General features: G+C 64.8%; 12 protein-coding genes. 4 read left to right on the top strand and 8 right to left on the bottom strand.

Features of this window, described 5'->3' with window-relative positions:
* Positions 1 to 91: 91 nt before the first annotated feature.
* Positions 92 to 1,216 carry a phosphate ABC transporter substrate-binding protein PstS gene (pstS, locus tag ACX80Z_RS09610; protein WP_459315691.1) on the bottom strand — a complete coding sequence of 375 codons (1,125 nt, stop codon included), beginning with the start codon at positions 1,214 to 1,216 and terminating at the stop codon, positions 92 to 94.
* 268 nt (positions 1,217 to 1,484) lie between these two features.
* Here pstS and ACX80Z_RS09605 point away from each other — a divergent pair, with 268 nt between their 5' ends.
* The 3 genes from ACX80Z_RS09605 (at position 1,485) to disA (ending at position 5,308) form a co-directional block, all read left to right on the top strand.
* On the top strand, positions 1,485 to 2,612 hold the full coding sequence (locus tag ACX80Z_RS09605; protein WP_026041224.1) for an FUSC family protein: 1,128 nt from the start codon (positions 1,485 to 1,487) through the stop codon (positions 2,610 to 2,612).
* Between the two features lie 73 nt (positions 2,613 to 2,685).
* Positions 2,686 to 4,062 (top strand): DNA repair protein RadA, encoded by a 1,377-nt coding sequence (gene radA, locus ACX80Z_RS09600; RefSeq protein ID WP_024477168.1) that lies wholly within the window; start codon positions 2,686 to 2,688, stop codon positions 4,060 to 4,062.
* A gap of 169 nt (positions 4,063 to 4,231) precedes the next feature.
* On the top strand, positions 4,232 to 5,308 hold the full coding sequence (disA, locus tag ACX80Z_RS09595; protein ID WP_019483969.1) for a DNA integrity scanning diadenylate cyclase DisA: 1,077 nt from the start codon (positions 4,232 to 4,234) through the stop codon (positions 5,306 to 5,308).
* Between the two features lie 3 nt (positions 5,309 to 5,311).
* On the opposite strand, the gene ACX80Z_RS09590 is transcribed toward disA, so the two are convergent.
* Complete coding sequence (locus ACX80Z_RS09590) at positions 5,312 to 6,031, bottom strand: hypothetical protein (protein WP_459315689.1); 720 nt, start codon at positions 6,029 to 6,031, stop codon at positions 5,312 to 5,314.
* Positions 6,032 to 6,117: 86 nt separating this feature from the next.
* Between ACX80Z_RS09590 and ACX80Z_RS09585 the strand changes: the two genes are divergently transcribed.
* The gene (locus ACX80Z_RS09585) at positions 6,118 to 7,065 is read left to right on the top strand and encodes an HhH-GPD family protein (RefSeq protein ID WP_459315687.1); all 948 of its coding nucleotides are present in this window, start codon (positions 6,118 to 6,120) and stop codon (positions 7,063 to 7,065) included.
* A gap of 15 nt (positions 7,066 to 7,080) precedes the next feature.
* On the opposite strand, the gene dhaM is transcribed toward ACX80Z_RS09585, so the two are convergent.
* From dhaM to ACX80Z_RS09555, 6 genes are all read right to left on the bottom strand, one after another.
* A complete protein-coding gene (gene dhaM, locus ACX80Z_RS09580) occupies positions 7,081 to 7,815 on the bottom strand; it encodes a dihydroxyacetone kinase phosphoryl donor subunit DhaM (RefSeq protein ID WP_459303507.1) in 735 nt (244 codons plus the stop codon).
* Positions 7,812 to 8,471 carry a dihydroxyacetone kinase subunit DhaL gene (gene dhaL, locus ACX80Z_RS09575; RefSeq protein WP_243400622.1) on the bottom strand — a complete coding sequence of 220 codons (660 nt, stop codon included), beginning with the start codon at positions 8,469 to 8,471 and terminating at the stop codon, positions 7,812 to 7,814. The genes dhaM and dhaL overlap by 4 nt, the downstream gene beginning before the upstream one ends.
* Before the next feature lie 2 nt (positions 8,472 to 8,473).
* Entirely contained in the window at positions 8,474 to 9,475 is a 1,002-nt protein-coding gene (dhaK, locus tag ACX80Z_RS09570; RefSeq protein ID WP_459315685.1) for a dihydroxyacetone kinase subunit DhaK, read from the bottom strand.
* A gap of 228 nt (positions 9,476 to 9,703) precedes the next feature.
* On the bottom strand, positions 9,704 to 9,886 hold the full coding sequence (locus ACX80Z_RS09565) for a CsbD family protein (RefSeq protein ID WP_019483975.1): 183 nt from the start codon (positions 9,884 to 9,886) through the stop codon (positions 9,704 to 9,706).
* Between the two features lie 85 nt (positions 9,887 to 9,971).
* Positions 9,972 to 10,520 carry an amino-acid N-acetyltransferase gene (locus ACX80Z_RS09560; RefSeq protein WP_019483976.1) on the bottom strand — a complete coding sequence of 183 codons (549 nt, stop codon included), beginning with the start codon at positions 10,518 to 10,520 and terminating at the stop codon, positions 9,972 to 9,974.
* 34 nt (positions 10,521 to 10,554) lie between these two features.
* A complete protein-coding gene (locus ACX80Z_RS09555) occupies positions 10,555 to 12,645 on the bottom strand; it encodes a S9 family peptidase (RefSeq protein ID WP_459315683.1) in 2,091 nt (696 codons plus the stop codon).
* Between the last annotated feature and the right edge of the window lie 20 nt (positions 12,646 to 12,665).

Below are 12,665 nucleotides of genomic sequence, written 5' to 3'. Positions count from 1 at the left end.
TGGAGGTGGTAACTGCATACCAGCCTAATGGCTGGGCGCAAAGGACAACCCCGCCCGGTCCGTGAGGACCGGACGGGGCAATCGACGCCTCTTAGGAGGCAACTGCAATCGAATCGATTGCGGCCTGGGCCTGCTCGCGCAGCCCGTCCGAGATCGGGGCGTTGCCGGCCGAGTCGGCCGAGTCGGCCTGGCCCTCTTCGCTGATCACGTAGGAGCCGAAGGCCTGGACCAGGTCGACTGTCTCCTGATCGGGGTAGGTGGCGCAGTAGACGTGGTAGGAGATCAGCACGATCGGGTATGCACCGGACTCGGTGGTGTCCCGGGTGAGGTTGAAGGACATATCAACCTCGGGTGCGCCTTCCACCTCGGCTGGCTCGGCAACCTCAACGGCGCGTGAAGCGGCCTCTGGGGTCAGCGCCACGTACTCTTCGCCGACCTGCACCAGGACCTGTCCTAGGTCCCCGACAGCCGAAGCGTCGGTGTAGGTGATGGCGCCTTCCGTGCCTGAGGTGGTCGAAACGACACCGTTAGTGCCCTGTGCGTTCTCGGCGACGATTTCGGCGGGCCAGTCACCCGATACCTCGTCGGTCCACACCTCTGGGGCGGCCGTTGCAAGGTAGTCGACGAAGTTTTCGGTGGTGCCCGACTCGTCGCTACGGTGCACAACAGTGATGGCCAGATCGGGAAGTTCCACTCCCTCGTTCTGGGCGGCGATTGCCTCGTCGTTCCAGTTAGCGATATCGCCACGGAAGACGGCTGCAACCGTGTCGGCGTCCATGTTCAATTCGTCGACACCTGGCAGATTGAATGCCACAGCGATTGGTGCGATGTAGGCGGGGATGTTGAACGCACCCTCGGGCCCGCAGACCTCAACTGCCGTAGCGTGCTCTTCCTCGTCGAGGTAGGCATCCGATCCAGCGAACTGGACTCCGCCAGCGGTGAACGCTTCGCGACCAGCACCGGATCCGTCAGGTGAGTACTGAACGGTTGCGTCAGGGTTAGCTTCCTGGAAGCCGGACTGCCAGGCGGTCATTGCCGCACCCTGGGAGGAAGCGCCAGAGCCCGTCAGCGTGCCGGTTACCGTGCTTTCCGCGGAGCCGTTGTCCCCGGTGGTTGCTGCCGGCTCGTCGGTTGCGCTGTCGGTGCCGCAGGCGGTCAATGCGAGCGCGGCGACAGAGATTACTGCCGCTGCGCGGCCAAAGCGAAGAACCTTCACTTGATGTTGCCCCTTCCAGGGAGTCGAAAATTGGTGCTGTGGGCACCTATGAAAAACGAGAATCTGAACTTTTCAGTATGCGTACCTTGAATAAGCTAGGCGCCACAGGTAAAGAGACTGACGGATCAAAGTGAACGGAGGGTGAACGTGAAACGTACAGTTGCGATCAGCCCGTTCATTAGCCTTGCCAAACCGCTCCGGGTGCTGTGCGGATCTCCTGGCGCGGTTGCCGCCCCCAACCCGGGAAACCGGGGCTAGGCTGGGTTTCATGCCGCGGCCATCAAACTTCTCGCGAGCCCGCTCCTTTGTTCGCAACCGGACGCGGGTAGGTTTCCGGCGGAGTTCCAACTCGGTAATCCCTGCCATCCAGATGACCGTCTGTGCGGTGGGCGCTTATGTCTTCGCGGAACGGGTCCTTGGTCACAGCGGACCACTGTTCGCCGCCACCTCCTCGATGATTGCGCTCGGTTTCACCCGCGACCCGCGGCTTCGCCGGGTGTTGGAAGTTGGGGTGGGCTGCACTCTCGGCATTGCGCTGGGAGACGTCCTCCTGGCCCTGTTTGGCACCGGGATCTGGCAGGCAGCGGTGGTGCTGTTCGTGTCGATCCTCCTGGCACGATTCCTGGACAGCGGTACCATCTTCACCACGCAGCTGGGCCTGCAGTCCTTGCTGGTGGTACTACTCCCAGCCCCCGACGGCGGCCCATTCACCCGCAGTGTCGACGCCATCGTCGGCGGTCTGTTCGCCCTGGTGATTGTGATCCTCGCGCCAAAGGACCCACGGAAAGAGCCCAAAACGAACGTGCGGGAGTTACTGGGCGAACTCTCGACGGTGCTTCGCGAATCGTCGACCGCGCTGACCCGCAGCGACCCGACCCTGGCCTGGCACGCCCTGATCAGGGCACGCAGCTGCCAGCCCCTGATGGAGGGTCTCTCCGGCAGCATGGGGGCGGCCAGGGAAGTGGCACGCCTCTCCCCCGCCTACCGGCGCCATCGGCAGGAACTTGCCGAGCTCGGAGGATCAATCGACTCGATAGACCTTGCCGTCCGTAACGCCCGGGTATTCACCCGACGGCTGACCTCGGTCATCAACCACGCTGCGCTCACCGACGAGGCAGTGCAGGAACTCTCCCAGGTCATTGAGGACACCGCCGATGCCGTCGATATGCTTGGCCGGGCCCTCTCGGCGGCCAGCGCCCCCGAACGGGGGCTGACGCTCCGCCAGGCACGGGAAGACCTTGCGGCAGTGGCCACCATGCTCCACCCCCGTCTCCTGCGGATCCAACGGTTGGAGGGAGAAGGGCTGGTGCTGCTGTACCGCCCTCTGATAGTTGACCTTCTGGAGGCAACGGGTCTCCCCCACGATGAGGCTGCCGGGTACCTGCCGAAATTGTGAGCCTGGTCAAAGCTGGCTCCCGCAGTAGTGTCTTTGCCGCTGCACGTCCCTACCCGCCGGTACGTTAGAGGGCATGGCTACAAAGACAGCACGCCCGGCACGCACCTCCGCACCCGCCTACCGGTGTGGAGAATGCGGTTGGACTACCGCGAAATGGGTGGGCCGCTGCGGTGAATGTCAGGCCTGGGGGACGGTCGAGGAGACCGGCCAGGTGGTGGCGAGAACGACGGCGGCTGTCACCGTCGCCACTCCAGCCCTGCGGATCTCGGAGATCGACGCCAGTGCCGCGTCCTACCAGCCGACGCAGATTGGTGAGCTGGACCGGGTTCTCGGTGGCGGCCTGGTACCGGGCGCGGTGATCCTCCTCGCGGGGGAACCCGGCGTGGGCAAGTCCACCCTGGTACTCGACGTCGCGGCCCGGGTGGCGCGACTCGGCAAGGACGTGCTGTATATCACCGGGGAGGAATCGTCAGCCCAGGTGAAGCTACGGGCAGAACGGATCGGCGCCCTCGCCGACACCCTCTACCTCACCGCCGAATCCGATCTGGGGCAGGCCCTCGGGCAGGTGGAACGGTTGTCGCCGTCGCTGCTGATCGTGGACTCGGTTCAAACCCTGAGTAGCGCCGCCGTCGACGGGACCGCCGGCGGGGTCACGCAGGTGCGGGAGGTTGCCGCCTCGCTGATCGCCGCCGCGAAGACCCGGGGCATGACCACCATCCTGGTGGGGCATGTCACCAAGGACGGGTCCATCGCCGGCCCCCGCCTGCTGGAGCACCTGGTGGATGTGGTGTGCCAGTTTGAAGGGGATCGTCACTCACGGCTTCGCCTGATGCGGGCCATCAAGAACCGGTATGGGCCCACGGACGAGGTGGGCTGCTTCGACCTGACCGAGACTGGCGTGGAGGGTCTCGCAGATCCGAGCGGCCTGTTCGTGTCGCGTACCAAAGACCCCGTGTCCGGCACCTGCATCACCGTGACTCTGGAGGGGCGCAGGCCGCTGCTGGCCGAGGTGCAAGCTCTCCTCGCGGAGTCGTCGAACTCGCAGCCCCGGCGGGCAACCAGCGGGCTCGACAGTTCACGGGTGGCCATGCTGCTGGCTGTTCTCCAGCAGCGCGCTTCGTTGAGCCTGCATAAGGACGACAGCTACGTTGCAACAGTCGGCGGGGTGAAGCTCAGTGAGCCGGCCACCGATCTGGCAGTGGCGCTGGCCATCGCCTCGGCGAAAACCAATCAGCCGCTCGCAGCCCGGCTCATCGCCTTCGGCGAGGTGGGCCTTGCCGGTGAGGTCAGGCCGGTTCCTGGCATCGCCCAGCGGGTGCAGGAGGCCGAACGGCTCGGCTTCACCCACGCTGTGGTGCCGGCTTCACCCAATGGGCCCGGCAAGGTTCCAGCGGGGTTCAAGGTGCACGAGGTATCGACCCTGACCGAAGCCCTGGAGCTACTCTTTTAGACTTCCGGCTGGACCGGCGAATAACCGTTATACATTTGCGCCCGTAGCTGGTATCCGGGTTTAGGCGGCGCGCCCACTAGGATTGGAACGGCTGCGTTGGTGCCTGCGCGGCAGGGCCTTGCACATCCGGGAACCGGTTGGCAACGCCGGTAGCCGGAAGGAAGTGGCAATGGTTCGCAGCCCAGAGGACGCGTTGAAGGCCACTTTGGCGCGCGTTGCGCCGGGCACCCAGTTGCGGGATGGTCTCGAACGCATCCTTCGCGGGCGTACCGGAGCCTTGATCGTCCTCGGCTTTGACCGCACCGTGGATTCGATCTGTTCCGGCGGGTTCGATATCGGTATCACCTTCTCCCCCACCCGACTCCGGGAACTTGCCAAAATGGACGGCGCCATCGTTTGCGATAAGGATGCAAGCAATATCCTCCGGGCGGGCGTGCAGCTGGTACCTGACCACACCATCTATACCCAGGAGTCCGGGACACGGCACCGGACAGCAGAGCGGGTAGCCATCCAGACCGGGCTCCCGGTCATCTCAGTCAGCCAGTCGATGCACATCATCGCCCTCTACATCAACGGACTGCGGCATGTGCTGGAAGGCTCCGAGCCGGTCCTGGCAAGAGCCAACCAGGCCCTCGCCACCCTCGAACGCTATCGGGCACGACTGGACCAGGTGACCGGCTCGCTGTCCGCCCTGGAAATCGAGGCGATGGTCACGGTCCGGGATGTTGCGGTGACCCTGCAACGCCAGGAAATGGTCCGACGCATCTCCGAGGAAATTTCGCAGTACGTGCTCGAGCTCGGCGTCGATGGCCGGCTCCTCTCACTGCAGGTGGAAGAACTGACCACCGGGCTGGGCCCGGGCAGCGAAATGGTGCTCCGGGATTACCTGGACCTTGGAGACGCCAACCTGGTGGTCGAAGAGCAACTTGCGAAGCTGCAGGCCTTCAGCTCCACCGACCTCATCGACCTCGGCACCATCGCCAGCGTGGTGGGCTTCAATCCCTCGGTTGATTCTCTGGACGCAGTGGTGCAACCCAAGGGTTTCAGGCTGGTGTCCGGCATCAAGGCTGTGCCGCCTGCAGTGGCGAACCGGCTGGTCGACCACTTCGAGGGCCTGCAAAACCTGATGGCAGCGAACATTGATGACCTGATGGCTGTGGATGGGATCGGTGAGCAACGTGCCCGGACCGTGCGTGAGGGACTGTCAAGGATCGCTGAAACGAGCCTGCTCGACCGTTTCATGTAGCTGCTATTGCAGCTCGAAAGTTGCTTCTTCGCTGGTCCGTTCGCCGAGCGTCACCGTCAGGTTGTAAAAACCGGGGGTAGGGTTCGCCTCGACCGCCTGGCAACCCGGTGCGCTACGGTTTCGTTCCCACGTGAAGTTCGCTTCCTCCGACCCGCCCGGCGGGATGTCCCGGTTGAGGTCCTCGGCGCCTTCCTGGCAGTCGGCAGAGGAGAAGATGCGATCCTCACCGCTGGTGACCAGGAATTCCATCTGTGAAGTTCCCACATTGACCGGGCAGGGGATATCACCAGTGTTGGTTACCGTCAGCGTGAGCACTGGATTCTCTTCGGGGGCGTAGGCGTCCGCATCGGTCGATGCGCTGACTTCCACCAGCTCCGGACCACACTCGGGTTCCGACGGCGAAGGTGACACGGTCGGTGCTGCGGATTCGGTCGGTGCTGCGGGCTCGCTGACTTCTGCCGTTGGTTCGGACGGGGAGGTTGAGGGGGCTGGTTGGGCCGAGCCGGTGGGTGCGCTCACGGCGTCGTCGGTGTTCGCACCGTTGCCGATGAGGCCAGCTAGGGCGATTCCGCCCCATACCAGTACGCCGGCCAGGATGAGGCCCAGGACCAGCACCACAATCCTGCGTCGGCGATACACCTTCGGGCTGACCCGGGGCGCGTTGGACGGCCGCGCTGACCTGTCCTGCGGCCCGCCCCGCGACGGCCCCCCCTGTGAATCCATGGGTTAAGGCTAGGGACCCAATCCTCGGATGCGCGTCACACCACGCCGGTCAGTACAGTATTGATGGTCAACTATCAGGAGTGCCAATGATCCCGGTTCCCACCGCCCAGCTGCATCGACGCATTATTGGCTGGTTCGACGTCCAGGCCCGGGACCTCCCGTGGCGTGGTCCCGGGCGAACCCCCTGGGCGGTAATGGTCAGCGAGTTCATGTTGCAGCAGACACCCGTGGTGCGGGTCCTGCCCGTCTACGCCGACTGGCTCGACCGGTGGCCCACACCGGCTGACCTTGCCGCGGCTCCAGCCGGTGATGCTTTGAGGCACTGGGGGCGGCTTGGTTATCCGCGCCGCGCCCTGCGCCTCCACGCGGCCGCGGGGGCCATCGTCGAACACCACGGGGGTCGGGTGCCCCGCACCGCCGCGGAGCTCCTGACCCTTCCCGGCGTCGGCACCTATACGGCTGCTGCGGTGGCCGCGTTTGCGTACGGGAAGCGGGAGACAGTTGTTGACACCAACATCCGCAGAGTCCACGCGCGGCTGCTCGGCGGGGATGCTCTGCCGGCCCCCACCCTGACGGCCGCCGAGATGCGGCGGGCGGCTGACCTCCTGCCCGACGACGACGGCGAATCAGTCAAGTGGAACGCGGCAGTGATGGAGCTTGGCGCATTGATCTGCACTGCCCGGGCCCCCAAGTGCTCCCAGTGTCCGGTGCTCGACGCCTGCGCATGGGTTGCTGCGGGGCGACCGGAACCTCATTACGTGCCCAGGGGACAGGCCTGGGCCGGGACGGATCGTCAGGTGCGCGGGGCGATGATGGGAGTCCTTCGGGACGCGGTGGCACCGGTGATCAGGGAGGTGCTCGTTGCCGAACCGGTGGACCTCGCGCTCGGCTCGCCGCCCGGCACCGTAGTGTCCCCACTGATGAAACTGCACCGCCTGAACGCGTCAAGGGAGCAACTCGAACGGTCCCTTGACGGGCTCGTGGCGGATGGTCTTGCCAGCGAGACCCCGGCCGGCATCAGCCTCCCCAGCTGACCGGCCCAGACCGCTTCAGAGTTCCCCGAACCCGCTGGCCACCTCAGCACCTATCTGATCAATGGCTTTCTGCGCGTCGGGGCCAGCGGCTGACGCGGTCAGGACCTTGCCCTGGCCGAGACCCAGGCTCATGAGCAGCATCACCGACTTCGCGTCCACCCCGTTGACCGTCACCTCCACATCCAGTTCACTCATCATCCGGGCCAGGGTTGCCGCGGGGCGGGCGTGCAACCCCATCGGGTTGGGCAATTCCCAGGCTGCCTCAACCGGATTTCCATCGGTGGAGGATTGAGATCCGCCTTCTCCGGGCGCGGCTGCAGCATGGCTGACAAACGGCTCGAGCTCCGTTGGATCCAGCGCGACGATCGCTGTCTCGGCGGCACGTGTCACCGTGTCTACATCGGCTCCGGACTGCGCCTCGACGGCCGCGGCGACTGTACCTTCGACCAGGGCCGCGCGGGCAAGCCTGACCCGCAAACGCTGGTCGCTGTCAATGAACTCAAGCGCCATCTCGGCAGTCATCACGGCAGAGCCCAGATCTGTCAGGAGCACGACGCCGGCACCCTGGTCCGCCGTCGAAATAGCCTCAAGCACCTTCTCGAAGCTGGTTCCGATCAGTGGGACACCAGAATCATCGTCCAACCCACCGGCGGCGACGAGCGGGACGTCCCCCGCCATCTCACGGGCGAGGTCGCAGATTCCCTCGGCGATCTTCGAACTATGGGACACAATGACCAGGCCAACGTTCACTCCTGCGCACCTGCCGCATCGGCCGCTGCCTGCAAAATCAACCCTGACGAGACGGCGCCCGGGTCGAGGTGGCCGGCGCTGCGTTCGCCGAGGTAGCTGGCACGGCCCTTCCGTGCAATCAGTGGTTCGGTAGCCGCGGCCCCGGCGTTTGCAGCGTTGGCGGCGGCCGCCAGCACCTCTGCAACCGATGCGCCGGCCATCGCGGCGGTGCCTGCCGCCTCAGCCGCAGGAGTCCAGGCATCGACCATCGTCTTGTCACCGGATTCGGCCTTGCCGCGCGCTACTATCCCATCGCGGGCAGCGGTCAGCAGCCCGGCGACGTCGTCGGGGCCTATTGCCTCGGTGTCGCCCAGCGAGGTGGCTGCACGGAGCAGGGCGGTTCCGTAGAGGGGCCCAGCTGCGCCCCCCACGGATGACATGAGGGTCATCGCGGCCAGCTTCAGCACGGCACCCGGCGTGGCGGGGTGTGTACCGTCGTCGAGCTTTTTCACTACCGCCGTGAACCCACGATCGAGATTCTCACCGTGATCTGCATCGCCGATAGCCCGATCAAGGTCGATCAGGTATTGCCGGTTCTCGCTGACCACCCGGGCACTCTCCCGCAGCCACGCGACCACCCATTCAGTGGTGAGGGTACTGGTGGATCCCTCTACCACGCCTAGACTCCCCACCGGAGCGCCGCAGTGTTAACTGGCGAATCCCACAACTCGACCATTTCGTCGTCAAGTCGCAGCACGGTGATCGAGGCGCCCTGCATTTCCAGGGCGGTGATGTAGTTGCCCACCAGGGATCGTTCAACAACGATTCCCTGCTCCTCAAGGAGTTGCCTGGCGCGCCGGTAGACGATGTACAGCTCACTTGCCGGCGTGCCTCCCATGCCATTGACGAAGAGCAGCACCTTCTCGCCGCTGTCCACCTTGAGATCGGCGAGGATTGGCTCCATCAGCCGTCCGGTGATCCCGTCGGCATTTTCCATCGCAATGCGATGCCTGCCGGGTTCACCGTGGATGCCGATGCCGATCTCGATCTCGTCGTCGGTGAGGTCGAAGCTCGGCTGGCCGGCGTGCGGCACAGTACAGGCGGCGAGCGCCACCCCCATGGACCTGACATTGTCGATGACACGCTGGGCGATTGCAGTCACCGCATCGAGGGTGTCTCCCCGCTCGGCTGCGCCGCCCGCGATCCGTTCAACGAGGACCGTTCCGCCGACGCCGCGTCTGCCAGCGGTGTACAGCGAATCCTCGACTGCGACGTCGTCGTTCACCAGGACCGTCCGCACGGTCACGCCCTCGGCTTCAGCGAGCTCGGCTGCGGTTTCAAAGTTCAGGACGTCGCCCGTGTAGTTCTTCACAATGTGGAGCACCCCCGCTCCCCCATCAACAGCTGTGGTGGCTGGGAGAATCTGGTCGGGGGTCGGGGAGGTGAACATGGCCCCGGGTACGGCGGCATCGAGCATTCCCCGACCTACATATCCGGCGTGCAGCGGTTCGTGACCGCTGCCCCCGCCGGAGACCAGCCCGACTTTTCCTTGGCGGGGTGCGTCTTTCCGGGTGATGAACAGGGGGTCGGGATGGACTTTGACCAGGTCTGCGTGGGCGGCCCCGAACCCTTCAACGGATTCGGTGACGACCTGCTTTGGGTCATTGATTAGCTTTTTCATGGCGGCTCCTCGGTGAAAGGACACAGGATTGGGTTTGCCGGCCCGCCGGACCTGCTGGCCTTGTCTGAACCCTACCCTCCGGTCAACTGCTTGCCTATAGGGTGCACTACTGGTTAAACGGCTGTGGGAGGCCCCCGAGCTACTTACGCTCGGCTCCTCCCACAGCACTAATCCTTCGGCGGCTTCCACTGGCGACTATGAATCGGGTGAACGCCTGCTGGACCAGATCTAGCGGTTGTCACCCTTGAAGGCGTCCTTGACGTTTTCGCCGGCGTTCTTGATGTCGCCGGAGGCCTGGTCCTTGTGGCCATCGGCTTCCATCTTTTCGTTGCCGGTGAGCTTGCCAACGCCTTCTTTGATCTTGCCGCCCAGCTTCTCGCCGCTGTTTGCTGCCTTGTCGTCTGCACCCATAGTCTGACCTACTTCCGCTCGGTGTGTCGGGGCCCGGGTCCGGGTCCCGCTTTTCGCATCATCATAGATGCCAAGCTCACTTAGCTTATCGATCCTGACCTCGGTTTGCCACCTTATGCGGGCTATTCCCGAGCTGACGGATCATCCGGGTGTTGCCGAGGGTGTTCGGTTTGACCCGGGCAAGGTCGAGAAATTCAGCGACTCCCTCGTCGTGGGAACGAAGGAGTTCCGAATAGACCGCCGGGTCCACTGCCGACTGGTCAGCCATCACCTGGAACCCTTGGCGCTGGAAGAACTCCACTTCAAAGGTCAGGCAGAAGACGCGTTCGACGCCCAGGGCGCGCGCGTCGTCGAGCAGCTTCGCCACCAGGGCACTGCCGACGCCGCGCCCCTTCGCGGCCTGGAACGTGGCAAGGGTGCGGATCTCGGCCAGGTCTTCCCACATGACGTGCAGCGCCCCGCAACCGAGGACGCCGTCGTCGTCCTCGGCAATCCGGAACTCCTGCAAACCCTCATAGTAGGCAACAGTTTCCTTGGCCATCAGTACCCGGCTCTCAGCAAGCGGGGCCACCAACGCCTTGATTGCTGGGACGTCGGAAGTACGCGCGGGCCGGATTCTGAAGGAGGAACTCACTAAGGCAGTCTACAAACCCTGCCGCAGGTATCAGCTACAGTCCGAGTTCGGGGGGCAGGTCTGTGCGTTCACCGAGGACGTGGTGCGCCAGGAAATGCCCGACGACGCCGTACCAGACTTTCGCGTGCTGGGGTTTGAGAATCCAGTGGTTCTCATCCGGGAAGTAAAGGAACCGGTGAGCGGTCCGGCCTTCCTCATCTACTGCCAGCTGGGATCGTGACAGCAGTTCGTACCAGAGCCTGAGGCCCTCTCCGATTGGGACGCGGTAATCCTTGTCCCCGTGGATCACCAACATGGGTGTCGATATGTTCTCCACCTGGTGGTGCGGAGAGTTTTCCGACGCCATCTCGGGCGTCATCTCCTTCTCCCAGTAGTAGGACGCATCAGTGGTTGGGCCAAACTGGTCGAGCGCCCACAGACTGGCGTGGGTGACTACAGCGGTGAACCGGTCCGTGTGGCCAGCTATCCAGTTAGCCATGTAGCCGCCGAAGGACCCGCCCATGGCGGCGGTCCGGGTCTCGTCGATGTCGTCTCGTGCTACCACGGCATCGGTTGCTGTCATCAGGTCAGTGAACGGTGCTTTGCCCCACTGCCCCCAGCCCCGGTCGATCATGTGCTGGCCGTACCCGGTAGACAGGGCTGGATCAGGGAGCAGGACCGCGTAGCCCTGGGCCGCCAGCAGCCACGGCGACCACCGCCAGGTCCAGGCGTTCCAGGAGCCCAGCGGGCCGCCGTGGATCCATAAAAGCAGCGGAGCGGGCCGGGAAGAGTCAGCTCCGGTGGGGAGGACCAGCCAGGATCCAATCGTCTGTCCATCGTCGGCGGTGGTCTCTACTCGTTCCAGCCGCCCCGACAAGGCTGGTCGCTCGACTGGTCCCCGTAGTGCCGCCACGGTTCGGTTGATGAGGTCAATTGTGACCACTTCGGCGGGAAATTCGTAGGAGCTGCGCAGTGCGTAGGCGGTGTGACCATCGGGGGCCACCACCGCGTTGGTGTACGAGGCTGCGTCGCTGGTCACCCGGGTGACCTCATTGGTGGCTACGTCGATCAAGAACAGCGGCGAGGCGCCCTCCTCATCGGCAGTGACCAGCACTGCGCTGCCATCGGGCAACCACGCAGCCGGGGACGGCCAACGGTCCCACTTTGCGGCAAGGGGAAGGAGTTCCCCACCGGCGAGTGGGAGCAGGCCAAGTGTTTGTTGCGGCGCAACCTCAGCGGTGGTCCGCCTGGCCCGGTGGACCACCAGGGTGGCACCGTCAGGGCTGATCGGTCCGGGCGAGAAGTCGTAGCCGGGGTCGTCGAGCAGGACCGAGCGCTCCCCGGTGGCAACATCAATCCTGGCAAGGATGCTTCGTGCGTCCCCCTTACCCACCGGAATACTCACCGCTGTCACCACAACTGAACCGTTCGGGCTGATCACCTGCTTGGCGTTCCTGAGTGAGGTGCCTGCGGCGGGTGTGATGTTGCGGAGCTCGAACCGGGCTGCAGCGTCGGCTGTCTGGAGCGGCTGCCCGGCGGTCTCCTTCCCCTCCAACGCGAAGTAACGAGGCTCTGCCGGACCTAGATCGGCATCCCAATAACGCACCGGATAACCGGAGTGCAGGATGGCGCCCACCTTGGCTTCCTTCCGCAGAGTACGGCGCGCGCCGTCGTCGCCCTCGTCAGTCGAACCCGCGAGGACGTCAGCGACGACGATGGCGGACTCCGCCTCGGAGGACGTCAGTACGCTGCTCACACCGCCCTGGCGAGAGAGCACCAGCTGCGCCTCCCCTCCCCGGACCGGGAGCCGCCAGATCGCGTTGGTGGGTTCCTTGGCCGCGTCCCCCTCTGCCCCATCCGGATCGGGCCGCGCCGAGGTGAACAGCAGGTCCCCGCCAGCCAGGAAAGAGGCACCCGTTTCGCCCTTGGCGCTGCGCGTAATCCGGCGCGCGGGTTGCTCTCCGCGCGGATCAACTTCCCAGAGCGCCGTCCCGTATTCAGTTGCCTTGGCATTGAGCGTAGCCACGGTCGTCACCAGTCGAGACCCGTCGGGGCTCAGCGCCAGGGCGGCCAGGCGGGGCATCGCGATGAAGAGATCCAGGTCGTGGAAGGGGGTTTCGGGCTGCTGTTCCGATTCGGGTGTCATCGCCCCTGTCTACCACCGTC

It is taken from the genome of Arthrobacter sp. TMT4-20 (genome assembly GCF_054510775.1).
The sequence above is the reverse complement of the archived record's forward strand: the minus strand, read 5'-3'. Positions and strand labels throughout refer to the sequence as shown.